The sequence below is a fragment of the Pseudomonas sp. I2 genome (genome assembly GCF_040984075.1).
Classification (GTDB): Bacteria; Pseudomonadota; Gammaproteobacteria; order Pseudomonadales; family Pseudomonadaceae; genus Aquipseudomonas; species Aquipseudomonas guariconensis_B.
This window is the reverse complement of sequence record NZ_JBCGFQ010000002.1, coordinates 85,637-111,340: the sequence shown is the minus strand read 5'-3', so window position 1 is coordinate 111,340 and position 25,704 is coordinate 85,637. Positions and strand designations below refer to the sequence as shown.

Sequence of the window (25,704 nt, the reverse complement as noted above, 5' to 3'; positions counted from 1 at the left end):
CGAACTCCGGCCGCTGCCTTGCAGCGGCCTTTGCATTTTCAAGAATTCAAGAGTGGAGAGCCGCATGGTTCCCGTAATCGCCCTGGTGGGACGGCCGAACGTCGGCAAGTCCACCCTGTTCAACCGCCTGACCAAGACCCGCGATGCCATCGTCGGCGACCTGTCGGGCCTGACCCGTGACCGCCAGTACGGCGAGGCGACCTGGCAAGGCCGCTCCTACATCCTGATCGATACCGGTGGCATCACCGGCGACGAAGTGGGCATGGACGAGAAGATGGCCGAGCAGTCGCTGATGGCCATCGAGGAAGCCGACTACGTGCTGTTCCTGGTCGATGCCCGTGCCGGCATGACCGCTGCCGACCAGATGATCGCCGAACACCTGCGCAAGCGGAACAAGGAAGCCATCCTGGTCGCCAACAAGATCGACAACATCGACGCGGACGTCGCCCGCGCCGAGTTTTCGCCCTTGGGCATGGGCAACGCCATCCCGGTGGCCGGCTCCCAGGGCCGTGGCGTCAACGCGCTGATGGAAGCGGTGCTGGGGCATATCCCGCGCGACAAGGCCGAGGAAGCCCTCGACGAAGAAGTCGCCGAAGGCGAAGAAGCCGCGCGCATCCCTGGCCCGAGCGAAAAGGACGGTATCAAGATCGCCATCATCGGCCGCCCGAACGTCGGCAAGTCGACCCTGGTCAACCGCATGCTCGGCGAAGAGCGTGTGGTGGTCTACGACCAGCCTGGCACCACCCGCGACAGTATCTACATCCCGTTCGAGCGCGATGAAGAGAAGTACACCCTGATCGACACCGCCGGGGTGCGCAAGCGCGGCAAGATCCACGAGGAAGTCGAGAAGTTCTCCGTGGTCAAGACGCTGCAGGCGATCAAGGACGCCAACGTGGTGATCTTCGTCATGGATGCCCGCGAAGGGGTGGTCGACCACGACCTGAACCTGCTGGGCTTCGCCCTGGAGGCGGGGCGTGCCATCGTCATCGCGCTGAACAAGTGGGACGGCATGGAGCCAGGCGAGCGCGACTACGTGAAGACCGAGCTGGAGCGCCGGCTGTTCTTCGTCGACTTCGCCGATATCCACTTCATTTCCGCGCTGCACGGCACCGGTGTGGGCCACCTGTACAAGTCGGTGCAGGCCGCGTTCAAGTCGGCGGTGACCCGCTGGCCGACCAGCCGCCTGACCCAGATCCTCGAGGACGCCATCAGCGAGCACCAGCCGCCGATGGTCAACGGTCGGCGCATCAAGCTGCGCTATGCCCACCTCGGGGGGGCCAACCCACCGCTGATCGTGATCCATGGCAACCAGACCGACAAGATCCCGCGTTCCTACTCGCGTTACCTGGAGAACACCTACCGCCGGGTGCTCAAGCTGGTCGGTACGCCGATCCGCATCGAATACAAGGGCAGCGAAAACCCGTACGAGGGCAAGAAGAACACCCTCACCGATCGCCAGGTCAACAAGAAGCGCCGCCTGATGTCGCACCACAAGAAGGCCGAGAAGAAGCGCAAGGACAAGCGCAAGTAAGCTTCGGGCTGCAAGCTGCAGCTTGTAGCTTGCAGCTTTTTCCTGACCGCTCGATCCGCTATGCTCGGGCTCTACCCCGTGCCGTATGCAACGTGCAGGAAAGAGGGCCCCATGATCCGCAGCAAATTGCCGAACGTCGGCACGACCATCTTCACCACCATGTCGCAGTTGGCCGTGCAGACCGGTGCGCTCAACCTGTCCCAGGGATTTCCCGACTTCAATGGCCCACAGGCATTGCTCGATGCGGTTGGCCGGCACGTGGCCGCCGGCCATAACCAGTACGCGCCCATGACCGGCCTGCCGGCCTTGCGCCAGCAGGTGGCGGCGAAGGTCGCACGGCACTATGGCGTGAACGTCGATGCCGACCATGAAGTGACCATCACCCCCGGTGCCACTGAGGCGATCTTCTGCGCCATCCAGGCGGTGATCCAGGCCGGCGACGAGGTGATCGTCTTCGATCCGGCCTATGACAGCTACGAACCTTCCGTGGAGCTGGCCGGCGGTCGCTGCGTGCATGTGCAGCTTCGCGATGGCGATTTTCGTATCGACTGGCAGGCGTTCAGCGATGCCCTGACCCCGCGTACGCGCATGGTCATCCTCAACTCGCCACACAACCCCAGCGGTGCGTTGATCGGTCGCGACGACCTGGACCAGTTGGCAAGGCTGATCGAAGGACGCGACATCTACCTGGTCAGCGACGAAGTGTACGAGCACCTGATCTACGATGGCGTGCGCCACGCCAGTGTGCTGGCCCACGAGCAGCTGTATGCGCGGGCTTTCGTGGTCAGCTCGTTCGGCAAGACCTACCACGTCACCGGCTGGAAGACCGGCTACGTGGTCGCGCCGCCGGCCTTGAGCGCCGAACTGCGCAAGGTCCACCAGTACGTCAACTTCTGTGGCGTGACCCCGTTGCAATGCGCCCTGGCCGACTACATGGCCGAGCATCCGGAGCACCTGGACGAATTGCCGGGCTTCTACCAGGCCAAGCGCGACCTGTTCTGCGACCTGCTGCAGGCTTCGCGTTTCACCTTCACCCGCACGCCGGGCACCTATTTCCAACTGGTGGACTACTCGCAGATCCGCCCGGACCTCAACGATGTCGACATGTCCCTGTGGCTGACCCGCGAGCACGGTGTGGCGACGATCCCGGTCTCGGTGTTCTACCAGCAACCTGTCCCCGAGCAACGCCTGGTGCGCCTGTGCTTTGCCAAACGTGAGGAGACGCTGCGTCAGGCGGCGGAAAGACTATGCGCGATCTGAGCCAACTGCCCAACCTGAAAGTCGCCCTGGTGCAGACCACCCTGGCCTGGCAGGACCGCCAGGCCAACTACGAGCATTTCGAGGAACTGCTGGAGCAGGCCGGCGACGTAGACCTGGTGATCCTGCCGGAGATGTTCACCACCGGTTTCTCCATGGACTCCGAGCGCCTGGCCGAGCCTGAGAACGGCCCGACCTACAAGTGGCTCAAGGCCCAGGCGAAGAAGCACGATGCGGTGATCACCGGCAGCGTGATCGTCCAGGCCGCCGATGGCAGCCATCGCAACCGCCTGCTCTGGGCGCGGCCGGATGGCGAGATCCTGCATTACGACAAGCGCCACCTGTTCCGCATGGCTGGCGAACACAAGCACTACACGCCGGGCGAGCGCCAGGTGCAGTTCGAGATCAAGGGCTGGCGCGTTCGCCCGCTGATCTGCTACGACCTGCGTTTCCCGGTCTGGAGCCGTGACGCCCAGGACACCGACCTGCTGCTGTATACCGCCAACTGGCCGGCCGCGCGCCGCCAGCACTGGAACCGCCTGTTGCCGGCGCGGGGCATCGAGAACCTGTGCTACGTGGCGGCGGTGAACCGAGTGGGCACCGATGGCAAGGGCTTTGCCTATTCGGGCGACAGCCAGGTGCTGGATTTCCAGGGCGAGAGCCTGCTCAGCGCCGGGGAGGCTGACGGGGTGTTCACTGCGGTGTTGAGCGCGGCGGACCTGGCGGCGTACCGCTCGCGCTTCCCGGCCAACCTGGATGCCGACAGCTTCGAGTTGCATTGAGCGTCGGGCCAGCGTGGTCATTCAACGCCTATCTTGGGGCTGCGAAGCGGCCCCAGGACGACCAAAGCACCACCGATTGACCGATCAATACACATCCCGCCGGTAGCGCCCATCCTCGATCAGGCGCTGCAGCACCTCGGCACCAAGAATACCCTCGAGCGCCGCATCCACCCCTGCGGCCATGCCCTGCAGGCTGCCGCAGACATACACGCAAGCACCGTCATTGACCCAGCGGCGCAGTTCATCGGCGTGTTGCACCAGCACATCCTGCACGTACACCTTCTGCGCCTGGTCCCGCGAGAATGCCAGGTCCAGGCGTGCGAGGTCGCCGCTGGCCAGCCAGCCCTGCAACTCGTCGCCACAGAGAAAATCATGGGCGCGGTTGCGTTCGCCGAACAGCAGCCAGTTGTCCCGCTCGCCCGCCGCGATGCGCGCCTTGAGCAGGCTGCGCAAGCCGGCCAGGCCGGTGCCGTTGCCGATGAGCACCAGTGGCGCCGGCGCCTGGGGCAGATGGAAACCGCTGTTGCGGCGCAGGCGCAGGCTGACGCTGCCGTGCAGCGGCAGGTATTCGGTCAACCAGCCCGAGCCCAGGCCGAGATGACCGTCGGCATGGCGCTCCTGGCGCACGATCAGTTCCAGGACGCCATCGCTGGCGATGGAGGCGATGGAATATTCGCGGCTGCCGATGGGCACCAGCGCATCGACCAGTGCCTGGGCATGCAGCCCCACCAGGTGCCCGTGGCTGGCTGGCAACTGGCGGCTGGCCAAGGCCTGGCCGAGCCGTTCGCCGAGGCCGTCGACCTGCACCGGTGTGTTGGCATCCAGGCCCAGCCCAGCGAGCCAGGCGGCGACGCGTGCCTGCCCGTTGCGGGGCAGGATTTCCACCAGGTCGCCGGCCATCCAGCTCGCCGGTTCATCGGGCTGCAGGCCGAGCAGGTAGACTGGCGCGCCCTGGCTGCCCGGGTTGAGCAACTCGCGTCGGGCCAGGGTCCAGGTGCCGAAGCTCGGCGCCTGCCAGGCTGTCACCGGCTGGGTACCGGTCAACTGCGCCAGCGCCTGGTGCCACTGTTGCAAGGCCGCCTGGTCGGCGTTATCCACCTCCACCGGGCTGAAGGCGCTGGTGGCGCCGCGTTCGCCCAGCCAGGCCTGGAGCCGGCGGGCGAAGCCGCAGAAGTGCGGGTACTGGCGATCGCCCAGGGCCAGCAGGGCATAGCTGAGATTGTCCAGGGCCCACGGCTGGCCCAGCACCTTGCGTTCGAAGGCGCGGGCGCTGTCGGGCGCCTCGCCGTCACCGAAGGTACTGACCACGAACAGCGCACGCCGGGCCTGGCGCAGGTCGGTTTCGCCCAACTCGGCCAGCGGGCGCACGTGCACCGGCAGGCCGGCGGCCTGCAACTGGCCGGCGCTCTGCCAGGCCAGTTGCTCGGCGAAGCCGCTCTGGCTGGCGAAGCCGATCAGCCAACTGTCGCCGCCTGCCGAGGCGGGTGAGACGTTGCCACGGGCAGCGCGGACCTGGCGTTTCTTGCGCCGCCGGTCGAGGTACAGCAGCCAGCCGGTGACGAAGAACAGCGGCATGCTCAGGCTGGCGATGGTCACGATGATGCGCCCCGGCAGGCCGAAGTAGCTGCCCACGTGCAGGGCGTAGACGCTTTGCAGTAGCTGGGCCTTGAAGGACTTGTCGGTATAGCGTTCGTGGCGCTTCACCTGGCCGCTGGCCGGGTCCAGGGTGATGCTGTTGAAGGCGCGCTCGTGGGCGGCGTCGTCGAGCAGGTAGAACAGCGTGGCGGGCTGCCCGCCTGCCGGGGGCAGGCGCAGGTTGTAGGTGAGCAGGCCTGGGCCGGCCGCGGCCTTGAGGTTGTTCCAGATGGCGTCGTAGTCGACCACCAGTGGCGCTGCGTTCTTGTCCGCGTTCTGCGGGCCATGGCGGCCACGCCCTTCGCCGCGCTTGTGCTGCTGGCCGGCGGCAGGTGCGTCGGCCAGTAGCTTGTTCAACCCCTCGCGATACCACTCGTAGGACCAGAACAGGCCGGTGAGGGCGAACAGCAGGTAGAACAGCAGGCACCAAGTACCGGCCACGGCGTGCAGGTCCCAGTTGAAGGCGCGGCCTTGCTTGGCCCAGTCGAAGGTCAACCAGGCTCGCCAGCTCAACGCCTGGCGTGGCCAGCGCAAGTACAGGCCGGACAGGCAGAAGAACACCAGCATCAGCGTGCAGGCGCCGGTGATCTGCCGGCCGGTATCGCCCATGGCCAGGAAACGGTGCAGTTGCAGCATCAGGCCGAAGAAGTCCTGGCCGGCGACATCGCCCTTGAGTTCGCCGGTGTACGGGTCGGCGTAGCGCAGCTGGCCACGACGCTCGCCAGGTGGTGGGGTGAAGAAGATCCGCGCAGCGTTGCCTTCGCGGGTATCGACCCACAGCATCGAAACCTTGTCGCCCTGGGCGGCTTCGACCCGGCGTACCAGCTCGGCGGGCGGCAATACCCCCTCCTGGCGGACTTCGACCTTGAGGACGTCCGGGTTGAACAGGCGCAGCAGTTCTTCCTGGAACGACCAGATGGCACCGGTGATACCCATCAAGGCCAGCACCAGCCCAGCGGTGATGCCAAAGAACCAGTGCAATTGAAACAGCGACTTCTTCACCACATCGTTCACCTTGTCTTGCCGCCTGGCGGGGCACGGCGTGCATTATGCCTTGGTACGCGAAAGCCCCGCGCATCGGAATGGGCGGGGCTTTCGAGCAGCGTCGTCAGAAGTGGACGCTGGTGGTCAGCAGGGCAGTGCGCCCGGCCGCCTGGTTGGCGAAGTGAGTGGAATACGCCTTGTCGTAGTAGACCTCGTTGGTGAGGTTCTGCACGTTCAGTTGCAGGTCGATGTTCTTGGTCAGTTTGTATGCCGCCATGGCGTCGTAGCGCACATAGCTGTCGACCATGGTGGTGTTGGCCACGCTGCCATACACGTCATCCACGTAGAAGGCGCCACCACCGACGGTCAGCTTCGGCGTGATCGCATAGGTGGTCCACAGGCTTGCACTGTTGTTCGGCGTGTTCGGCAGCTGGTTGCCGTCGTTAGCCTTGCCCAGCGGGCCACCATCGATCTGGCGAGCCTGCAGGTAGGTGTAGCCGGCGAACACCTGCCACTTGTCGGTGAGCTTGCCGCTGGCCGACAGCTCGATACCTTGCACGCGGGTTTCGCCGACGTTCTCGTAGCTGGCGGTGTCGACCTGGACGCGAGCGTTCTCCTTCTCGGTGCGGAAGATCGCAGCCGCCAGCGACAGGCGCTCGTCCAGCAGATCCCACTTGGTACCGATCTCGTAGTTGGTGGTTTCTTCCGGTTCCAGGTCGCTGCTCAGGATGTTGCCGCCACGGTCGGTGGTGCCTGGCAGCGGGTTGCCTTCTGTACCCTCGCCGAGCATGGCGCCTGGTGGCGTCGCGGACGTGGCATAGGAGATATAGACGCTGCCGTTCTCGGCCGGTTTCCACACCAGGCCCAACTGCCCGGTGAAGAACTCGCTCTTGTCGCGGCCTTTGGTCGGGACGCCGTCCTTGTTCACGACCGTTGCACCGGAGGCGTCGTAGGTACGGAACTTGGTGTCGAAATGGTCGTAACGCAGGCCCATGTTCAGCAGCCACTGGGGCGTCAGTTCCAGGGTGTCGAAGGCATAGATCGCACGCGTCTTGCTGTTGGTCTTGGTGCCCGCGTAGTTGCGCGAGACGGTGCCGTCCCAGGCGTCGTCCGGGTTCGGATCGCTCAGCGAGGTACAGCTACCGCCGTTGCCAGGGCCGGTGCAGGTGAGCTTGCCGTTCGGCGTTACCGTATAGCCCTGGCGATCGGACTCTTCCTTGGTGAACTCGACACCGGTGGAGAAGCTGTTCTTGAAACCGCCCACGAAGAACTCGCCGAACAGGTCGGTCTGGTTGGTGGTGGTGGCGGTGTTGCCCACGCGGGTGTTGGCGCGGCGCCATACACCGTTGTTGTTCACGTTGCCGGCGCTGTCGTCAGGCTGGGTCAGGACATAGTCCTGCATGCTGTTGCCGTGGCGCAGGGTGTTCTTGATGGTCAGCGAGTCGCTCAGGTCGTGCTCGATGGCGATGGTCGCGATGTCGGTGCGGGTCTTGCGGAAGTCGCGGTCGGTCAGGCCGTAGAAGTTGTCGCTGTCACCGCCATCGACCGGCTTGTCTGGATGGGCCGAGGTACGGGCACCGCTGCCGGCACGTGGAATGCTGTAGGGGATGCCCGAATCGGGCAGGTCATCGCTTTCCATGTGGTAGTAGTCGAGGTTCACCCGCGTCGGGGTGCCGAGGCCGAAGGCCAGGGAGGGGGCGATACCCCAGCGGTCGTAGTTGACCTTGTCGCGGCCGGCGACCTTGCTGTCGTGGGTCATCAGGTTGAGGCGCCCGGCCACGGTGTCGCTGAACTGGTAGTTGCCGTCGAGGGTGTAGCGCTGGGTCTGGTCGCTGCCCCAGGTGTAGGCGGCATCGAACGTGTTACCCAGGTGCGCGCGTTTGCTCACCAGGTTGATGGTGCCGCCAGCCGCGCCACGGCCGCCGATGGCCGAGTTCGGGCCCTTGGCCACTTCGACCGATTCGACGGCGAAGATTTCGCGGGTCTGGGCACCGGTGTCGCGCACGCCATCGAGGTAGGTGTCGCCCTGGGCATCGAAGCCGCGGATGAAAGGCCGGTCGCCTTGAGGGTTGCCACCTTCGCCAGCACCGAAGGTGATACCCGGTACGGTGCGCAGGGCGTCCTGCAGGGTGAGGGCGTTGGTGTCCTTGATCACCTGCTGCGGGATCACGGTGATCGAGCGCGGAGTATCCACCAGCGGCGCGGTGTATTTCTGCGACGAAGCCTTGTCGACCTTGTACTCGGTAGAAGCCTGTTCGGCCTTGCCGGTAACGCTGGTGGTGTCGAGGGTGATGGCACTGTTGGCAGCCGGATCGGCGGCATAGGCAGAGGTGGCGCCGATCGCCATGCCGATGGCGGAGACGAGCAGGCGTGGTGAACTCACAGCAGATGGTACGTGACGCATGTGTGGACCTTCCCCAAGGTGTGAAGGCCGCGGATCATAATGTAAGCAATTGTGACTAACAATTGAGAAGAGTTACCATTCGCTAGAAATTTACAATCTTTACAAATTCCCTTTACGGTTTTCCCCTGCTGAAACGTCTTGGATGGCGAATGGGGCTTGTGAAGCGTAAAAGGGAATCAATATCATTGGCGCCCTATCTCCCTACCAGGTGCCGCCAGCATGCTGCTCCACATTCCCGGCCTGTTCGAGGTCGACGAACTCTCCCGCATCCGCGAAGCCCTGGAGCAGGCCGACTGGGCCGATGGCAAGGTCACCGCGGGTTATCAGTCAGCCAAGGCCAAGCACAACCTGCAGTTGCCCGAAGGGCACCCCCTGGGCAAGGAGATCGGCAGCGCCTTGATCGAGCGGCTGTGGCGCAACCCGCGTTTCATGTCGGCGGCGCTGCCGCACAAGGTCTTTGCGCCGCTGGTCAACTGCTACCGCGAAGGCGGCAATTTCGATTTCCATATCGACAATGCCTTGCGCCAGCCCAAGGGCAGCCCGGAGCGGGTGCGCACCGACCTGTCTTCGACGCTGTTCCTCAGCGACCCGCAGAGCTACGACGGCGGCGAGCTGGTGATCCAGGACACCTACGGTGTGCAGCAGGTCAAGCTGGCGGCGGGCGACATGGTGCTGTACCCCGGCACCAGCCTGCACAAGGTCAACCCGGTCACCCGCGGTGTGCGCTACGCGGCGTTCTTCTGGACCCAGAGCCTGGTGCGCGAGGACAGCCAGCGCGCGTTGTTGTTCGAGATGGACAATGCCATCCAGCAATTGACCGCCGATGTGCCGGATCACCCGGCGCTGCTGCAACTGACCGGCACCTACCACAACCTGCTGCGCCGCTGGGCCGAGGTCTGAGCCATGTCGTACCAGCTACGTCGTGAGCACGTGGTGGATGTCGCCGGGCTGCAGGCCATGCTCGAGGACAGCCCCGGCAAGGCCGCCCAGGCGATTCTCGCCGCGGTCGGGCAGGGCATCGTCGAGGCGCAGTTGCTGCTCGGGCAGATCCTGCTCGACGGGCGGGGCATCGAGCGCGATCCGCAGGTGGCCCGGCAATGGTTCGCCATTGCCGCCGAAAACGGCAGTCCCATGGCGCACAACATGCTCGGGCGTTGCCTGGAGCATGGCTGGGGCGGCGAGGTGGACCTGCCAGGGGCGGCGCGGCATTTCCAGCAGGCTGCGCGCGCAGGATTGGACTGGGGCCTGTACAACCTGGGCAACCTGCTGGCCACCGGGCGTGGCGTGCAAGCGAACCAGGCGCAGGCGCTCGCCTGCTACGAAAAGGCCGCGTACCTGGGGCATGCCAAGTCGATGAACCTGTACGGTCGTTACCTGGAGCAAGGCATCGCCACCCCGGCAAGCCCGGCACGTGCGCTGCGCTGGTACCGGCGCTCGGCCGAGGCGGGGGATTTTCGTGGCATGTTCAGCCTGGCGATGGTGTTGGTCGAGCGGGGGCAGATGGCCGAGGCCAGGCCTTGGCTGGAACGGGCACGGGAGGCGGGTAACCTGAACTTCCTGCGCAGCGCGCTGGCGACCTTGCTGGGTGGTGGGCCATTGTTGGCGGAGTATGCGGCGGCGTATGCCGGGGAGATCGAGCAGCGCGGCCTCTGAGGCATTGGAGGTCGCATCGGGGCTGCTTTGCAGCCCATCGCCGGCAAGCCCACGGAGTCCTCTGCATGGCTCATGATGAGTGAGCAGCGCTGCCCCTGGGAGCCGGCTTGCCGGCGATGGGCCGCGAAGCGGCCCCATGTTTCTTACAGGTAGTACGCCTTCAGCGGCGGGAAGCCGTTGAACTCCACCGCGCTGTAGCTGGTGGTATAGGCGCCGGTCGACAGCCAGTACAGGCGGTCGCCGATGGCCAGGTTCAGCGGCAGGCCGTACTTGTAGTGCTCGTACATGATGTCAGCGCTGTCGCAAGTAGGGCCGGCGATCACCACTTCTTCCATCTCCCCCTTCTTCTCTGTCCAGATCGGGAACTTGATGGCTTCGTCCATGGTTTCGATCAGGCCGGAGAACTTGCCCACGTCGGTGTACACCCAACGCTCGACCGCCGTACGCGACTTGCGCGCCACCAGCACCACTTCGCTGACCAGGATGCCAGCGTTGGCGATCAGCGAGCGGCCTGGCTCGAGGATGATCTCCGGCAGTTCGTCGCCGAAGTCTTCCTTGAGGAAGCGGATGATTTCCTCGGCATAGGTTTCCAGGCTGTTGGTGCGGGTAATGTAGTTGGCCGGGAAACCACCGCCCATGTTGATCATCTTCAGCTCGATGCCGTCTTCTTCCTTCAGGCGCTCGAAGATCACCTTGACCTTGGCGATGGCGGCATCCCACACGCTGATGTCGCGCTGCTGGGAGCCGACGTGGAAAGACACGCCATAAGGCACCAGGCCCAGGTCGCGGGCGAGGATCAGCAGGTCCATGGCCATGTCGGTCTGGCAGCCGAACTTGCGCGACAGCGGCCAGTCGGCGGTGGTGGAGCCTTCGGTGAGGATGCGCACGTAGACCTTCGAGCCCGGCGCGGCCTTGGCGATGTTGCGCAGGTCGGCTTCGGAGTCGGTGGCGTACAGGCGCACGCCCTTCTCGTAGAAGTAGCGGATGTCCCTGGACTTCTTGATGGTGTTGCCGTAGCTGATGCGGTCGGCGCTGACACCCTGGTTCATCACCTTGTCCAGCTCGTAGATCGAGGCGATGTCGAAGTTCGAGCCTTTGTCCTTGAGCAGGTCGATGATCTCGACCGCCGGGTTGGCCTTGACCGCGTAGTAGACCTTGGCGAACTCGAACCCGGCGCGCAGGTCGTCATAGGCCTGGCTGATCATCTGGGTGTCGATGAGTACGAACGGGGTTTCCTGCTTGTCGGCGAACGCCTTCATCTTCTGGAAGGTGTCGCGCGCGAAATAGTCTTCGACCTGGATCGACATGCTCAAGGGCTCCATGGGCAAACTGAAAAGGTAAGTGGCTGCAAACTGAACGTCCTCCGTATCCCCACTTTGGTTCGCCTACTTCCCAAGGCATGTCGCCGAAAGCAAAAAGGTCAACCGTGCCCGTGATACGGAGCGGCGGGTGACCTTGCTGTCTCGTCGTCAGTACTTGAGCCGGATGGATCGTTTCCAGCATGGACGTTCGGCGCGCACTTTAGGCGGTGAAGAAAGCAAGATCAACAGCCAATCCCGACGCGATCGTCGTGGATCGACGAGCAGTGCCTTGAATAACCGACTCATGTGACCCTCGGATGTTCCCCCCAGGATCACAAGCGTAAAAAATTGTGGAATGGAACCCGTTGGCCACTTCGCAGGTAGACCCGTGCCCACAAGGTCAGCGCTGTTTTCGGGGGTGTGCGGGTTGGCCTGCAATAGCGACCAGGTGTTCATATTTATGGCCACATGTTCCTGGCACGCCTGTGCATGAATCCCGTCATAAATTTTTTGTTACTGACGCCCTGGCGAGGCTTGGTCGGGCCATGGCATCGTCGATTTGCCGTCGTTGATGAGAAGCATTACTATTCGCGACCTCATCTGCCTCCCTGACGACCCCGACCGTGTCCGGACACAAAGGCTTTCTCGACCATTACCATGAGCTGATCGGCACCTGGACGCGCAAGCTGCGCAGCCGCCAGCAAGCCGAGGACCTCACCCACGACGCCTTCGTGCGGGTTCTGGAAAACCCGCGCGAACAGGTCGAGCAGCCCCGCGCCTACTTGCACCAGACCGCCCGCAACATCGCCGTGGATGGCTTTCGCCGCGAAGACCGGCGCCAGTCCCTGGAGCAGGAGGCGTTCGCGCCGGTCGGCGCGGGCAGCGGCGATCCGGAGGCCTATGTGCATGCCCTGGAGCTGGCCGACAGTGTCGAGCGGGCGTTGGCGCAACTGCCGGTCAATTGCCGGCGGGTCTTCATCTGGCAGAAGCTCGAAGGGCTGAGCCAGGCGGAGATCGCCGAGCGCATGGGTTTGACCAAGAACATGGTCGAAAAGTATATGATCCGCACGCTCCGACATCTGCGTGAGCACCTGGATGTGTCGAGATGAGTCAGGAGAGCCTTTTCATGAAACAGCACGGTGCCGATGTCGTCCGCGACCAGGCGGCCGAATGGTTCGCCCGCGTCCAGGATGCCCCCCAGGATGCCGAACTGCAGGCGCAATTGCGCCAGTGGCTCGCTGCGCATCCCCGGCACCGCGAGGAATATGAACAACTGGGCCGGCTGTGGCAGGCCGCCGACCTCATTCCTCGCCAGCACCTGGAGGCCCTGTGCCAACCCGAGCCCGTGCAGCGGCTGCCGCTGCCGCGTCGTCGCCTGTTGCGTCAGGCCCTGGCCGCTGGGGTCGCGCTGGCCGCGCTGGGGCTGGGGTGGAGCGGCTGGCAGTACCAGCGCCTGAACCATCACGCAGATCTGCAGACTGCCCTGGGTGAGCGTCGCCAGGTCGAGTTGCCCGATGGCTCGCACCTGGAACTCAATGGCGGTACCCACTTGCAGGTCGCGTTCAGCTCCGGCCGACGTCAAGTTTTGCTGACCGCTGGCGAGGCGATGTTCAGCGTGGCCCATGACGTCGACCGACCGTTCGTGGTCGACACCGCGCAAGGCAGCGTCACCGTGACCGGCACGCGCTTCGACGTGCGCCTGGACCCCGAGCGGACCCGCGTGGCAGTGGAGCAGGGCTCGGTGCGGGTCCGTGGGGCGGGCGACTCGCTGGCGCAGCTCAAGGCCGGCCAGGGTTCGCACATCGACCGACAGGGCAAGGTGGCCGCGCCCTATGCGGTCGACGCCGCTGCGCTGACCGCCTGGCGCCAGGGCAAGCTGGTATTCGACAACGCCACCCTCGAGGAGGTGGTCGCCGAGGTTTCCCGCTATCGTGCCCAGCCCTTGCGTGTTGCACCAGGCAAGGCGGCTGGCCTGCGCCTGTCCAGCACCTTCAGCGTCGACGATACCGACGCCTTGCTGCGAGCCCTGCCGAGCATCCTGCCCGTGGCGATCAAGACCTACGGCGATGGCTCCAGCGAAATTATCGCGAAGTAGATTCAGGTTTTTTTTCGCTCGTTCGTCTTCCCCGCCAACTGCAACTGCCAAGCATTCCCACTTGCATGCGGTTGGCGTTCATCCCGACTTTCAGGACCCTTCGACGACGTGAACAACAACAAACCTCTTCTTCGCCTGCGCACCCTGGCACTGGCCGTGGCGGTCAGTGCCGCCGCAACCCATGCCTATGCCGAGCAGGCGCCGGTCGCCTTGCAGATCCAGGCCCAGTCATTGGCCTCGGCCTTGGCCCAGCTCGGCCAGCAGACCAACCTGCAGCTGTTCTTCAGCCCGGAGCTCGTGGCTGGCAAGCAGGCCCCTGCGGTATCCGGCAACCTGGCGCCCGAGCAGGCCTTGCAGCAACTGCTGCAAGGCAGCGGGCTGACTTATGAGATGTCCCAGGACACCGTGGTGATCAAGCCCTCCCAGAGCGCGGGCGGCGCGACCCCCGGCAGCCTCGAGCTGGCGCCCACCGATGTGAAGGTGGTCGGCGACTGGCTGGGCGACGCCGAGCAGCGCGTCGTGCACAACCATCCCGGCGCGCGTACCGTGGTGCGCCGCGAGGCCATGGTGGAGAAGGGCGCGATGAACGTGCGCGACGTCCTGCGTGGCATTCCGGGCGTGCAGGTGCAGGACTCCAACGGCACCGGCGGCAGCGACCTGTCGCTCAACGTCGGCGTGCGCGGCCTGACCTCCCGCCTGTCGCCACGCTCGACCGTGCTGATCGACGGCATCCCGGCAGCCTTCGCCCCCTATGGCCAGCCGCAGCTGTCGATGGCGCCGATCTCCTCGGGCAACCTCGACAGCATCGACGTGGTGCGTGGCGCGGGTTCGGTGCGCTATGGCCCGCAGAACGTCGGTGGGGTGATCAACTTCGTCACCCGGGCGATCCCCGAGAAGGCCACTGGCGAGCTGGCCACTACCCTCGAAACCTCCCGCCACGGCGGTTGGAAGCACACCGAATCGGCATTCGTCGGCGGTACCGCCGACAATGGCCTGGGTGTCGCGCTGCTGTACACCGGGGTCAACGGCCATGGCTATCGCAGCAGCAACAACGACAACGATATCGACGACGTCATCCTCAAGACCCACTGGGCGCCCACCGAGCGCGACGAGTTCTGGCTCAACTTCCACTACTACGACGGCCGCGCCGACATGCCTGGCGGCCTGACCCAGGCCCAGTTCGACCATGACCCGTACCAGTCGGTACGCGACTACGACTACTTCAGCGGCCGGCGCAAGGACGTGTCGTTCAAGTGGCAGCGGCAGATCGACGACGCGACCCAGTTCGAGGTGCTGACCTACTACACCGACAGCTTCCGTGGCAGCGCCATCGCCGCTCGCGACATGAAGACCCTGTCGTCGTACCCGCGCAACTACCACACCTTCGCCATCGAGCCACGCCTGTCGCGGATCTTCTTCGTCGGCCCGACCACCCAGGAAGTCAGCGTCGGCTATCGCTACCTGAAGGAGGCCATGCGCGAGCAATCCACCCGCCTGGCGCTGATCGACAACGTACCGACGCCAACCCCGACCTCCGACGGCCATGTCTTCCAGGACCGCAGTGGCGGCACCGAGGCCAGCGCCTACTACATCGATGACAAGATCGACGTGGGCAACTGGACCATCACTCCAGGGATTCGCTTCGAGCACATCAATACCGACTGGCGCGACCGTCCGGTGCTGGATGCCAACTACAGACCGGTGCCGGAAAAGAACCGCAGCATCACCAGCAACGAGCCGCTGCCAGCCTTGAGCGTGATGTACCACCTGTCGGATGCCTGGAAGCTGTTCGCCAACTACGAGACGTCGTTCGGCAGCCTGCAGTACTTCCAGCTCGGCCAGGGCGGTGTCGGCGACAGTACCGCCAACGGCCTGGAGCCGGAGAAGGCCAAGACTTACGAGATCGGCACACGCTATGACGATGGCCATTTCGCCGGTGAACTGACGGCCTTTTACATCGACTTCGACGATGAGCTGCAATACATCAGCAACGATGTGGGCTGGACCAACCTGGGCGCCACCAAGCATCAGGGCATCGAAGCGTCGATGCGCTATGACCTGTCGGGCCTCGACCCGCGGCTGCAGGGCTTGTCGGCCAATGCCGGGTTCACCTACACCCGCGCTACCTACGAGGGCGAGATCCCTGGCTTCAAGGGCCGCGACCTGCCGTTCTACTCCCGCCAGGTGGTCACCGCCGGCCTGCGCTACCAGGTCGACCGCTGGACCTGGAACCTGGATGCCTACGCTCAATCCAAGCAGCGCGCCCCCGGTACCGGGATGAACGCCGACGGTAGCTTCAACGGCAACTACATCACCGAGCCCAGTGCCGACGGCCAGTATGGCGATATTCCAGGCTACGTGACCTGGCATGCCCGTGGTGGCTACGACTTCGGGCCGCAGCTGTCGAACCTGAAGTTGGCGGCGGGGGTGAAGAACATCTTCGACAAGCAGTACTACACCCGCTCGAGCGACAACAACGCGGGGTTGTATGTGGGTGAACCGCGGACCTTCTATGTGCAGGCCAGCGTCGGGTTCTGATGCCGAGGAGGGCCGCGTTGCGGCCCATCGCGGGCAAGCCCGCTCCCACAGGGGGGCCGCTGGGTGGAGTACCTGGGAGTCGGCTTGCCGGCGATTGGGGCGCGCAGCGACCCCAAGTTGACCGGCCGATATCCGGCACGCCTCGGTCAGGCGCCGACTGCCTCCGCCGGCGAGACGATGCTGGTCTTGCCCCCGCGCGAACGCCCCGAGCTCAGGTACGCCGCGATGGACTCCTGGGTCACCTCGCCAAGGAACACCTGCTCGGCATCCAGCACCGGCAACCAGGCACGGTTGTACTCGTACATCCGCGATAGCAGGATGCGCAGGTGCTCGTCATGGGATGCAGTGGCGTTGAACGGGCGCAGGAAGTCGCCGCAGGTTCCCTGTTGACGGTGCATGTCGCGACGGCGCACGTAGCCGAGCGCCTTGTTCGCCGCGTCGGTGACCACCACGTAGCGACGGTCGTGCTCGTCGAGCAGTTCCAGGGCATCGTTCACCGGCGTTTGCGGGCTGACCGAGGGTGCGTTGTCCGCCGCGTCCTCGGCACGCACCAGCAACAGGCGCTTGAGGGTGCTGTCCTGGCCGACGAAGTCGCTGACGAAATCGTCTACCGGGTGGGCCAGCAGGGTATCCGGGTGGTCGAGCTGGAGCAGCTTGCCGGCACGGAAGATGGCGATCTTGTCGCCCAGCTTGATGGCCTCGTCGATGTCGTGGCTGACCATGATCACGGTCTTGTTCAGCGCCCGCTGCATCTCGAAGAATTCGTTCTGAATCATCTCCCGGTTGATCGGGTCGACCGCGCCGAACGGCTCGTCCATCAACAGCACCGGTGCTTCGGCGGCCAGGGCGCGGATCACGCCGATGCGCTGCTGCTGGCCACCGGACAGCTCGCGTGGGTAGCGCTGTAGGTAATGCTTGGGTTCGAGCTTGATCATGTTCATCAGCTCGCGGGCGCGCTCGTGGCACTTGTGCTTGTCCCAGCCGAGCAGGCGCGGGACCACGGTGATGTTCTCCTCGATGGTCATGTTGGGGAACAGGCCGATCTGCTGGATCACGTAGCCGATATGGCGGCGCAGGGTCACCTCGTCCAGGGCGCTGGTGTCTTCGCCATTGATGAACACCTGGCCGGAGGTCGGGGTGATCAGGCGGTTGATCATCTTCAGGGTGGTGCTCTTGCCGCAGCCCGAAGGGCCGAGGAAGACGCAGATCTCGCCTTCGTTGACGGTGAGGCTTACCGAGTCGACGGCTTTGACGTCCTTGCCGTTGACGTTGAAGGTCTTGCTGAGGTTCTTCAGTTCGATCATGGGCGCAGTCCTTCCGGAGTCAGGGCACGTTGCAGGGTTTGCAGAATCAGGTCGGCGATGATCGCCAGGAGGCTGACCAGCACGGCGCCGACCAGCAGCATGGACATGTCGCTGCGGCTGATGGAGGTGAGGATGAGTACACCCAGGCCGCCGGCACCGATGGTCGCGGCGATGGTCATGACGCCGATGTTCATGACCACGGCGGTGCGCACGCCGGCGAGGATCACCGGCACGGCGATGGGCAGCTCGACCATGCGCAGGCGCTGGCCGAAGGTCATGCCGATACCGCGCGCGGCCTCACGGATGCCGGGTTCGACATTGGTCAGGGCGAGGTAGGTGTTGCGCAGGATCGGCAGCAGGGAATATAGGAACACCGCAGTGATCGCCGGCAGCGGCCCCAGGCCCTGGCCGAACTTGGAATAGAACGGCAGCAGCAGGCCGAACAGGGCGATCGACGGTATGGTCAGCAGGACCGTGGCCGCAGCCTGCACGGGGCCGGCGACGGCGGGGAAACGGGTCATCAGGATGCCCAGCGGCACACCGAAGAGAATCGCCAGGCCCACGGCGATACCGACCAGGGCGATGTGCTGCCAGGTCAGTTGCACGACCTGGGCCCAGTCCAGGTGGACGAAGGTGTCGAGCAGGTTCATGGCTGTACCTCGCTGAAGGGATGCTGGCGCAGGAACTCGGCGGCCACGGTGGTCGGGCTCTGGTGCTCGACATCGACCTTGGCGTTGAGCTGGCGCATGGTCTCGTCGTCGAGCGTTTCGGCCAGGGGCTTGAGCAGCGCGGCCAGCTGTGGATTGGCGTCGAGGACCTGTTTGCGCACCACGGGGGCGGCGGTGTAGTCGGGGAAGTAGTGCTTGTCGTCTTCCAGCAGCTTGAGGTCGAAGGCGCTCAGGCGACCGTCGGTGGTGTACACCAGGCCGGCGAATACCTGGTCGTTGCGCAGGGCGGTATAGACCAGGCCCGCGTCCATCTGGCGGATGTTGGCGCGGCCGACCTGCAGGTCGTACATCGCCTTCAGGCCTTCCAGGCCGTCGGGGCGGTTGGCGAACTCGGTGTCCAGGGCCACCAGGTGCTTGCGTGCCTTTTCATCGCGCAGCACCTGGTTGAGCTGGCTGATGGTCGCGACCTGCGGGTAGGCCTCGGCGACCTTGCGCGGCAGGGCCAGGGCGTAGGTGTTGCTGAACCTCGAGGGCGTCAGCCAGACCAGGCCCTTCTGCGCATCCAGCGCCTTGACCCTGGCATAGGTGGCCTCGGCGCTGGGCATGCGCTCGTCGATGTGGTTGTAGGACACCAGCGAGACACCGGTGTACTCCCACATCAGGTCGAGCTGGCCGGTCTCCTGAGCCTGGCGGGCGAGGTTGCTGCCAAGGCCTGCGGTGACGCGCACGTCGAAGCCATTGGCACGCAGGTACTGTGCGGTGATCTCGGCGAGTACGGTCTGTTCGGTGAAGACCCGGGCGCCGATCCGCACCAGCGGTTTCTGCGCTGCTTGGGCAAATCCTGCGAACAGCAGGGCCGCGCCCAGCAGCAAGGCGATTCTTTTCTTCATGCAGTCCCTCTTCTTGTCAGGCCAGGCCACGTTCCAGCCAGCGCTTGCTGGAGAAGCTCACCAAGGCGTCGAGCAGCAGCGCCAGCAGCGCCGTGCAGGCCGCGCCCAGCAGCAGTTGTGGCTGGTTGTTCAGGGCGATGCCGGGGAAGATCAGGCTGCCCAGGCTGTTGGCACCGATCAAAAACGCCAGTGGCGCTGTACCCACGTTCAATGCCAGGGCCACGCGCACCCCGCCGACGATGATCGGCACGGCGTTGGGCAGTTCCACCTGCCAGAGCTGCTGGCGCGGGGTCATGCCGATGCCGGTGGCGGCTTCCTTGAGCGAGGCGGGCACGTTCTTCAGGCCTTCGTAGGTATTGCGCACGATGGGCAGCAGGGAGGCGAGGAACAGGGCGAAGATCGCCGGGCCTGCGCCGATGCCCAGGACACTCAGGGCGATGGCCAGAACGGCCAGGGGAGGGATGGTATTGCCAACGTTGAACAACTGCATGAAGCGCTCGGCCTTGTCGACCCGGTGCGGTCGACTCAAGGCAATGCCGGCGGGGATGCCCACGGCCAACGCCGCCGCCATCGAAGCCAGCACCAGGACCAGGTGCGCTTGCAGGTAGAAACCAAGATCGTCGCGGTAGCGCGCGATCGTGTCGATGCCGATCCAGTGGACCAGCAGGGCCAGGATGACGAGCACGGCGGCCCATCCCAACAGCCCTTTTCCGTAGCGTGCAGCCACAGGCGGACTCCTTTGTGTAGTCGGCGAGCACACCCCGTGGCGGCCGGCCATTCCTGGCGGCGGGCAGTGTGGTCGCGAGTAGCAGCGTGGTGCCCAGCAGAGCTGTGCGGTCACGCCATGAGCCGAACCCCGTCGGGCCCGAAATGCAGGTGTTTCCAGCCCTGAACCGAGGCGGGTTGCAGGGGAGTGGACGTCTCCGTGGGGGTAAAGGTTCCCATCTGAAGCGGCATTTGGCCAGCGTTAATCACTGGCGAGTAGGAAATTTCACGCGAAAAAACAGCGTGGATATTACTTGTGGACGTTGAATCACCTGCTTTTCGAGCACATCCCTATCTCTCCATGGTCATTCGAAAATTTTCCGAGTAATCCCTTGAAGGAATATTCTCTTGGAGGTATTTTTTTGTGGTCTATAGGGATGTGTCTGGAGTTCATGACCGAGTTCGAAAGGTTGGCAGAGGCGGTTCAGGATGAACTGCTGGCTCAGCTTCACCTGCTCGAACGCTGGGGCCCTGCGTTGGGACGCTCTCGCGTAGATACGCTCAAAGGCTCAAGGCATTCGAATATGAAAGAGTTGCGCTTCAATGCTGATGGTGGTGTATGGCGAGTGGCGTTCGCCTTCGATCGTTCTCGTTGTGCGCTTCTGTTGATGGCTGGCGATAAGGCGGGCATCAATGAACGCAGGTTCTACAGGCACCTGATCGACCGTGCCGATGAGCGGTTCGATCGGCACCTGTCCAGAGGTTGAAAGCATGTACAAGACACTTGATGACGTAATGAACGGCCTTTCACCTGAGCGCAGGGCGAGGGTGGAGGAGCGCGGTCGCGAATTGGTCCGTGAAGAAATGACGCTTCGAGCGCTGCGTAAACAGCTCCAGATCACCCAGGAGGATCTGGCTGAACGTCTCGACATCCGTCAAGGCAATGTTTCGAAAGTCGAGAATCGCAGCGACATGCTGATATCTACTCTGCGTGGCTATGTGGAGGCCATGGGCGGCAGGCTGGAGCTGGTGGCCCACATGCCCGGTCGAGCACCCGTCACGATCGAAGGGTTCGCAGAGGATCCGATTTCTCGCAGCTAGGGTGTCGAGGCCAAGGGGCGTCCGGTCTGGCGGCAGCTATTTTGGCCTGACGCCCGACTTCAGGTATGATACTGCCCCTTTTTGATCCCCAGTCAGGCGATTTCCCATGACCAACCAGGCCGCCGAAGTCGCGAAACGCCGCACTTTCGCAATCATTTCCCACCCCGACGCCGGTAAGACCACCATCACCGAGAAGCTCCTGCTGATGGGCAAGGCCATTGCCGTCGCCGGTACCGTGAAGTCGCGCAAGTCCGACCGCCACGCCACTTCCGACTGGATGGAAATGGAGAAGCAGCGCGGTATCTCCATCACCACCTCGGTGATGCAGTTCCCCTACCGCGAACACATGATCAACCTGCTCGACACCCCCGGCCACGAGGACTTCTCGGAAGACACCTACCGCACCCTGACGGCGGTGGACTCGGCGCTGATGGTGCTCGACGGCGGTAAGGGCGTCGAGCCGCGGACCATCGCCCTGATGGATGTCTGCCGCCTGCGCGACACGCCGATCGTCAGCTTCATCAACAAGCTCGACCGCGACATCCGCGACCCGATCGAGCTGCTCGACGAGATCGAGGCGGTGCTGAAGATCAAGGCTGCGCCGATCACCTGGCCGATCGGCTGCTACAAGGACTTCAAGGGCGTCTACCACCTGACCGGCGACTACATCGTGGTCTATACCCCCGGCCATGGTCATGAGCGCACCGAAGCGAAGATCATCGAGAAGCTGGACTCCGACGAAGCCCGCGCGCACCTGGGCGACCAGTACGATGCGTTCGTCGAGCAGCTCGAGCTGGTGCAAGGTGCCTGCCATGCGTTCGACCAGGACGAGTTCATCAATGGCCAGCTGACCCCGGTGTTCTTCGGCACTGCGCTTGGCAATTTCGGTGTCGACCACGTGCTCGATGCCGTGGTCGACTGGGCGCCACGCCCGCTGGGCCGCGTTGCCCACGAGCGTACCGTCGAGCCGACCGAGGAGAAGTTCAGCGGCTTCGTGTTCAAGATCCAGGCGAACATGGACCCCAAGCACCGCGACCGCATCGCCTTCATGCGCATCTGCTCGGGCAAGTACGAGAAGGGCATGAAGATGCGCCACGTGCGCCTGGGCAAGGACCTGCGCATCGGCGATGCGCTGACCTTCTTCTCATCCGAGCGCGAGCAACTGGAAGAGGCCTATGCCGGTGACATCATCGGCCTGCACAACCACGGCACCATCCAGATCGGCGACACCTTCAGCGAAGGCGAGGTGCTGGGCTTCACGGGTATCCCGCACTTCGCACCGGAGCTGTTCCGCCGCGTGCGCCTGAAGGACCCGCTCAAGTCCAAGCAACTGCGCCAGGGCCTGCAACAGTTGGCCGAGGAAGGCGCGACCCAGGTGTTCTTCCCCGAGCGCAGCAACGACATCATCCTCGGTGCGGTCGGTGTGCTGCAGTTCGACGTGGTCGCCAGCCGCCTGAAGGAAGAGTACAAGGTCGAGTGCGCCTATGAGCCGATCACCGTCTGGTCGGCGCGCTGGATCAGCTGCGACGACAAGAAGAAGCTCGAGGACTTCAAGAACAAGGCCATGGAGAACCTGGCCATCGACGGTGGCGGTCACCTGACCTACCTGGCACCGACCCGGGTCAACCTGTCGCTGATGGAAGAGCGCTGGCCGGATGTGAAGTTCCGCGCGACGCGCGAGCACCACTGATTCAGCCTCAAGCTGCAAGCTGTTCACTTAAGTCTGATGTGACATCGATTGGGGCTGCCTTGCAGCCCTTCGCGGGCGAGCCCGCTCCCACAGGATCGTGCATTCCTTGAGGTTTGCAGCGTACTTGTGGGAGCGGGCTTGCCCGCGAAGGGCCGCAAGGCGGCCCCAATGGCTTAAGTGAACGGTATTAGACCGCAGGCACGCCTGTTTTCCCTTGCAGCTCGAAGCTTGTCATTGGCCGGAGCTCGTCAGTGCCCCGCCTTGATGCTGGTCCAGAGGCGCGTCCTGATGCGGTCGATTTTCGCCGGCATGGCCTGCAGTGCATACAGCTTGCCCATCACTTCCTCGCTCGGGTAAATCATGCTGTTGCTCTTCATTGCTGAATCCACCAGCCCATCGGCCTTGAGGTTGCCGTTGGCGTACTGCACATGGTTACTGATATTGGCCATCACCTCAGGTTGCAGTAGGTAGTTCATGTAGGCATATCCTGCCTTCTCGTCTGGCGCATCGGCCGGCATGGCGACCATGTCGAACCACATCGGCGCGCCTTCCTTCGGGATCGAATAGCCCACCTTCACGCCGTTCTTCGCTTCTTGCGCACGGTTCTTCGCCTGTAGCACATCGCCCGAAAAACCCACCACCACGCACACATCGCCATTGGCCAGATCGCCTGTGTACTTGGAGGAGTGGAAGTAGCTGATGTACGGTCGCGCCTTCATCAGCAGCTCCTTGGCCTTGTCGTAGTCCTTCGGGTCCTGGCTGTGGTGCGGCAAGCCCAGGTAGTGCAGGGCGATTGGCAGCAGCTCTGGGCCATTGTCCAGCACTGCCACGCCACAGCTTTTGAGTTTGGAAATGTACTCAGGCTTGAAGATCAAGTCCCAGGAGTCCACCGGGGCGTCGTCTCCGAGCACGGCCTTGACCTTGTCGATGTTGTAACCGATGCCGGTACTGCCCCACAGGTAGGGGAAACCGTACTGGTTGCCGGGGTCGTTGACCTCCAGCGCCTTGAGCAGCACCGGGTTTAGGTTGTGCCAGTTGGGCAACTGCGATTTGTCCAGCTTCTTCAGGGCCTTGCCCTGGATCTGCCGGGCCATGAAATGGTTGGAGGGGAATACCACGTCGTAGCCGGAGTTGCCGGTCATCAGCTTGCCATCGAGGGTTTCGTTACTGTCGAAGACGTCGTAGGTCGGCACGATGCCAGTGGTTTGCTGGAAATGTTTCAGTGTGTCCGGGGCGATGTAGCTGGACCAGTTGTAGATCTTCACCGACTCAGTGGCATTGGCCACGCAGGCGACCAACATCAGGGGAGCGAAAATAATCGTGCGCATGTCCGGTTTACCTTGCTTTGTCTGTTGTTATCGAAGGGCGGCAGGCGATTGGCGGTTCAGAAAATCAGGACGTAGGTCTTGCGCACCGTTTCCTGGATGTCCCAGGTGCCGGTGCTGTTGGCCGGTAGCATCAGGGCATCTCCGGCTTCTATGTGCAGGGGCTCGCCACCATCGGGGGTGAAGGTGCAGCGGCCTTTGATGAAGTGGCAGAACTCCTGTTGCACGATCTGCCGGCGCCAGCGCCCTGGGGTGCACGCCCAGATGCCCGTCTCGACGCCATCGCTACGCTCGACGCAGGTGACAGACGTCACGGCCACGGGCTCGCCGATGGGTGCCGCGACGGGGTTGGAGCTGCCTAGCTCCGTGCTGTCGGTGTGTTTGAAGTGGGTAATGCTCATGACCGGTGGATCCTGTGTGAGGGGAAGGGGAGTCAGTGCATGAAGCTTTCCATGAAGTCCGCAAGCGAGCTGGCCAGGCGCCGCCTCCAGGGCGCATTGGCGGGGTTGGCGAGGGTCCGGTCCTCGTGGACGAAACTCTGGATGATCGCGTTGTAGCCCAGCCAGCGGCATGGCTCGGGCGGCCAGGTGGCCAGGCTCGACAATGGGCGGTTGTCGAGCACCCATGGTTGTGCGGTCAGTTCGTTGTGCTGGTCGAGGATCAGCGCGGCCAGCGTGCGGCCGCCGAGATTGGTGGCGCCAACCCCCTCGCCGCCATAGCCGCCTGAAAGGGCAACGCCGCGTTGGCGATCACAGAGCATGTGCGGACGGAAGCGTCGGGCCATGCCCAGGTTGCCGCCCCAGGAGTGGGTGATGCGTACATGTTTGAGCTGCGGGAACAACTCGCTGAACAGGTAGCGGCGTAGTTCTATTTCTGCCGGGTTCAGGTTGAAGTTGTCGCGCAGCCGGCCGCCGAAACGGTAGCCACCGCGCGCGCCGAATACCAGGCGGTTGTCGGCGGTGCGCTGGCCGTAGGTGACCTGGCGGCTGTTCTCGCTGAAGGCTTGCCCTTGGGACAGGCCGATCTGTGCCCAGGTCGACTCGGGCAGTGGTTCGGTGGCCACAAGCAGGCTTTGCACCGGCAGTTGATGTTTACCCAGCGGTGGCAGGCTGGCCGCGTAACCCTCCACGGCGGGCACCATCCACTGGCAACGAATGCGTGACAGGGGAGTACGCACTTGACCGGGCTGCCAGTCGATGGCTGGAGTGTTTTCGTAGATCGGCACACCGAGGCTTTCCACGGCTCGGGCCAGGCCGCGCGCCAGCTTGGCCGGCTGGATGGTCGCGGTGTGCGGGCTGAAGATCGCGCCGTAGGCATTGCTCACCCGCAGTTGTGCATCCAGTTGATCGGGACGCAGCCAGCGATAATCGTGTTCGTTCATGCCTAGGCGATAGAGGCCGTCGAGGTAGGCGCGCAGGCTGCGTTCCTGTTCCGGATAGCGAGCGGCGCAATAGAGCACGCCACCCTTGCGGTAGTCGCAGTCGATGGCCTCGCGTTGCAGCACGGCGTGGACTTCGTCGGGAATGCCGTGCAGCAGGTCGATGCTGGCGCGGCGCTGTTGCGGCGACAGGGTGGCGAGCAGGCGATCTTCGCCAAGCAGGTTGCCCATCAGCCAGCCGCCATTGCGTCCCGAGGCGCCGAAGCCGGCGATCTTGGCTTCGATCACGGCGATGTTCAACTGCGGTGCCTGACGCTTGAGGTAGTAGGCGGTCCACAGGCCGGTGTAGCCGGCGCCGATGATGCACACATCCAGGTCGAGGTCCTGTTGCAATGCCGGGCGGGCGCTGAGTGGCTCGTCGAGCTGGTCCATCCAGAGGCTGATCGTGCGCCAGGGTTGCATC

21 protein-coding genes are annotated in these 25,704 nt (G+C 64.0%); 11 read left to right on the top strand and 10 right to left on the bottom strand.

The features are described from left to right. Positions 1–64: 64 nt before the first annotated feature. The 3 genes from der to WCE05_RS01575 all read left to right on the top strand — a co-directional run bounded on the left by der (position 65) and on the right by WCE05_RS01575 (position 3,570). Entirely contained in the window at positions 65–1,531 is a 1,467-nt protein-coding gene (der, locus tag WCE05_RS01585) for a ribosome biogenesis GTPase Der (RefSeq protein ID WP_225788622.1), read from the top strand. A 111-nt stretch (positions 1,532–1,642) separates the two neighbouring features. Beyond that, positions 1,643–2,791: a pyridoxal phosphate-dependent aminotransferase gene (locus WCE05_RS01580; RefSeq protein ID WP_225788623.1), complete on the top strand. Its 1,149-nt coding sequence runs from the start codon at positions 1,643–1,645 to the stop codon at positions 2,789–2,791. Next, a complete protein-coding gene (locus WCE05_RS01575; RefSeq protein ID WP_253080774.1) occupies positions 2,779–3,570 on the top strand; it encodes an amidohydrolase in 792 nt (263 codons plus the stop codon). The genes WCE05_RS01580 and WCE05_RS01575 overlap by 13 nt, the downstream gene beginning before the upstream one ends. An 84-nt stretch (positions 3,571–3,654) precedes the next feature. Here the strand turns inward: WCE05_RS01575 and WCE05_RS01570 are convergent, their stop codons facing one another. After that, positions 3,655–6,210 (bottom strand): PepSY domain-containing protein, encoded by a 2,556-nt coding sequence (locus WCE05_RS01570; protein WP_368815369.1) that lies wholly within the window; start codon positions 6,208–6,210, stop codon positions 3,655–3,657. A 103-nt stretch (positions 6,211–6,313) separates the two neighbouring features. Next, complete coding sequence (locus WCE05_RS01565; protein ID WP_225788625.1) at positions 6,314–8,593, bottom strand: TonB-dependent siderophore receptor; 2,280 nt, start codon at positions 8,591–8,593, stop codon at positions 6,314–6,316. 219 nt (positions 8,594–8,812) lie between these two features. Between WCE05_RS01565 and WCE05_RS01560 the strand changes: the two genes are divergently transcribed. Next, a complete protein-coding gene (locus WCE05_RS01560; protein ID WP_225788626.1) occupies positions 8,813–9,493 on the top strand; it encodes a Fe2+-dependent dioxygenase in 681 nt (226 codons plus the stop codon). Positions 9,494–9,496: 3 nt separating this feature from the next. Continuing rightward, on the top strand, positions 9,497–10,246 hold the full coding sequence (locus WCE05_RS01555; RefSeq protein WP_368815345.1) for a tetratricopeptide repeat protein: 750 nt from the start codon (positions 9,497–9,499) through the stop codon (positions 10,244–10,246). 143 nt (positions 10,247–10,389) lie between these two features. Here WCE05_RS01555 and WCE05_RS01550 read toward each other — a convergent pair whose 3' ends face one another. After that, on the bottom strand, positions 10,390–11,553 hold the full coding sequence (locus WCE05_RS01550) for a type III PLP-dependent enzyme (RefSeq protein ID WP_225788628.1): 1,164 nt from the start codon (positions 11,551–11,553) through the stop codon (positions 10,390–10,392). 617 nt (positions 11,554–12,170) lie between these two features. Between WCE05_RS01550 and WCE05_RS01545 the strand changes: the two genes are divergently transcribed. The 3 genes from WCE05_RS01545 (at position 12,171) to WCE05_RS01535 (ending at position 16,180) form a co-directional block, all read left to right on the top strand. Next, positions 12,171–12,656, top strand: coding sequence for an RNA polymerase sigma factor (locus WCE05_RS01545; RefSeq protein WP_225788629.1), 486 nt, complete (start codon positions 12,171–12,173; stop codon positions 12,654–12,656). Between the two features lie 17 nt (positions 12,657–12,673). Continuing rightward, positions 12,674–13,642: a FecR domain-containing protein gene (locus WCE05_RS01540; RefSeq protein ID WP_368815344.1), complete on the top strand. Its 969-nt coding sequence runs from the start codon at positions 12,674–12,676 to the stop codon at positions 13,640–13,642. Positions 13,643–13,750: 108 nt separating this feature from the next. Next, complete coding sequence (locus WCE05_RS01535) at positions 13,751–16,180, top strand: TonB-dependent siderophore receptor (RefSeq protein ID WP_253101357.1); 2,430 nt, start codon at positions 13,751–13,753, stop codon at positions 16,178–16,180. A gap of 146 nt (positions 16,181–16,326) precedes the next feature. Here WCE05_RS01535 and WCE05_RS01530 read toward each other — a convergent pair whose 3' ends face one another. The 4 genes from WCE05_RS01530 to WCE05_RS01515 are packed head-to-tail and all read right to left on the bottom strand — an operon-like array spanning position 16,327 to position 19,769. Further along, complete coding sequence (locus WCE05_RS01530) at positions 16,327–17,484, bottom strand: betaine/proline/choline family ABC transporter ATP-binding protein (RefSeq protein ID WP_253080771.1); 1,158 nt, start codon at positions 17,482–17,484, stop codon at positions 16,327–16,329. After that, on the bottom strand, positions 17,481–18,134 hold the full coding sequence (locus WCE05_RS01525; RefSeq protein WP_225788633.1) for an ABC transporter permease: 654 nt from the start codon (positions 18,132–18,134) through the stop codon (positions 17,481–17,483). The genes WCE05_RS01530 and WCE05_RS01525 overlap by 4 nt, the downstream gene beginning before the upstream one ends. Further along, positions 18,131–19,042, bottom strand: coding sequence for a glycine betaine ABC transporter substrate-binding protein (locus tag WCE05_RS01520; protein WP_225788634.1), 912 nt, complete (start codon positions 19,040–19,042; stop codon positions 18,131–18,133). Before WCE05_RS01520 ends, WCE05_RS01525 begins: the two co-directional genes overlap by 4 nt. 16 nt (positions 19,043–19,058) lie before the next feature. Next, on the bottom strand, positions 19,059–19,769 hold the full coding sequence (locus tag WCE05_RS01515) for an ABC transporter permease (RefSeq protein ID WP_225788635.1): 711 nt from the start codon (positions 19,767–19,769) through the stop codon (positions 19,059–19,061). A gap of 430 nt (positions 19,770–20,199) precedes the next feature. On the opposite strand from WCE05_RS01515, the gene WCE05_RS01510 reads away from it, so the two are divergent. From WCE05_RS01510 to WCE05_RS01500, 3 genes are all read left to right on the top strand, one after another. Continuing rightward, positions 20,200–20,514, top strand: coding sequence for a type II toxin-antitoxin system RelE/ParE family toxin (locus WCE05_RS01510; RefSeq protein ID WP_368815343.1), 315 nt, complete (start codon positions 20,200–20,202; stop codon positions 20,512–20,514). Positions 20,515–20,518: 4 nt separating this feature from the next. After that, entirely contained in the window at positions 20,519–20,848 is a 330-nt protein-coding gene (locus WCE05_RS01505) for a helix-turn-helix domain-containing protein (RefSeq protein WP_225788637.1), read from the top strand. Positions 20,849–20,954: 106 nt separating this feature from the next. Next, positions 20,955–22,538 (top strand): peptide chain release factor 3, encoded by a 1,584-nt coding sequence (locus WCE05_RS01500; RefSeq protein ID WP_225788638.1) that lies wholly within the window; start codon positions 20,955–20,957, stop codon positions 22,536–22,538. A 248-nt stretch (positions 22,539–22,786) separates the two neighbouring features. Here the strand turns inward: WCE05_RS01500 and WCE05_RS01495 are convergent, their stop codons facing one another. From WCE05_RS01495 to WCE05_RS01485, 3 genes are read right to left on the bottom strand one after another with little or no spacing between them, the layout of a single operon-like run. Further along, positions 22,787–23,866 (bottom strand): polyamine ABC transporter substrate-binding protein, encoded by a 1,080-nt coding sequence (locus WCE05_RS01495; RefSeq protein ID WP_225788639.1) that lies wholly within the window; start codon positions 23,864–23,866, stop codon positions 22,787–22,789. 56 nt (positions 23,867–23,922) lie between these two features. Next, positions 23,923–24,264, bottom strand: coding sequence for a cupin domain-containing protein (locus tag WCE05_RS01490; RefSeq protein ID WP_225788640.1), 342 nt, complete (start codon positions 24,262–24,264; stop codon positions 23,923–23,925). A 32-nt stretch (positions 24,265–24,296) separates the two neighbouring features. After that, positions 24,297–25,703: an FAD-binding oxidoreductase gene (locus WCE05_RS01485; protein WP_225788641.1), complete on the bottom strand. Its 1,407-nt coding sequence runs from the start codon at positions 25,701–25,703 to the stop codon at positions 24,297–24,299. Between the last annotated feature and the right edge of the window lies 1 nt (position 25,704).

Coding starts and splice junctions, on each gene's coding strand:
- der (WP_225788622.1), top strand. CDS start 65: ATGGTTCCCGTAATCGCCCTGGTGGGACGGCCGAACGTCGGCAAGTCC.
- WCE05_RS01580 (WP_225788623.1), top strand. CDS start 1,643: ATGATCCGCAGCAAATTGCCGAACGTCGGCACGACCATCTTCACCACC.
- WCE05_RS01575 (WP_253080774.1), top strand. CDS start 2,779: ATGCGCGATCTGAGCCAACTGCCCAACCTGAAAGTCGCCCTGGTGCAG.
- WCE05_RS01565 (WP_225788625.1), bottom strand. CDS start 8,593: ATGCGTCACGTACCATCTGCTGTGAGTTCACCACGCCTGCTCGTCTCC.
- WCE05_RS01560 (WP_225788626.1), top strand. CDS start 8,813: ATGCTGCTCCACATTCCCGGCCTGTTCGAGGTCGACGAACTCTCCCGC.
- WCE05_RS01555 (WP_368815345.1), top strand. CDS start 9,497: ATGTCGTACCAGCTACGTCGTGAGCACGTGGTGGATGTCGCCGGGCTG.
- WCE05_RS01550 (WP_225788628.1), bottom strand. CDS start 11,553: ATGTCGATCCAGGTCGAAGACTATTTCGCGCGCGACACCTTCCAGAAG.
- WCE05_RS01540 (WP_368815344.1), top strand. CDS start 12,674: ATGAAACAGCACGGTGCCGATGTCGTCCGCGACCAGGCGGCCGAATGG.
- WCE05_RS01530 (WP_253080771.1), bottom strand. CDS start 17,484: ATGATCGAACTGAAGAACCTCAGCAAGACCTTCAACGTCAACGGCAAG.
- WCE05_RS01525 (WP_225788633.1), bottom strand. CDS start 18,134: ATGAACCTGCTCGACACCTTCGTCCACCTGGACTGGGCCCAGGTCGTG.
- WCE05_RS01520 (WP_225788634.1), bottom strand. CDS start 19,042: ATGAAGAAAAGAATCGCCTTGCTGCTGGGCGCGGCCCTGCTGTTCGCA.
- WCE05_RS01510 (WP_368815343.1), top strand. CDS start 20,200: ATGACCGAGTTCGAAAGGTTGGCAGAGGCGGTTCAGGATGAACTGCTG.
- WCE05_RS01505 (WP_225788637.1), top strand. CDS start 20,519: ATGTACAAGACACTTGATGACGTAATGAACGGCCTTTCACCTGAGCGC.
- WCE05_RS01500 (WP_225788638.1), top strand. CDS start 20,955: ATGACCAACCAGGCCGCCGAAGTCGCGAAACGCCGCACTTTCGCAATC.
- WCE05_RS01495 (WP_225788639.1), bottom strand. CDS start 23,866: ATGCGCACGATTATTTTCGCTCCCCTGATGTTGGTCGCCTGCGTGGCC.
- WCE05_RS01490 (WP_225788640.1), bottom strand. CDS start 24,264: ATGAGCATTACCCACTTCAAACACACCGACAGCACGGAGCTAGGCAGC.
- WCE05_RS01485 (WP_225788641.1), bottom strand. CDS start 25,703: ATGCAACCCTGGCGCACGATCAGCCTCTGGATGGACCAGCTCGACGAG.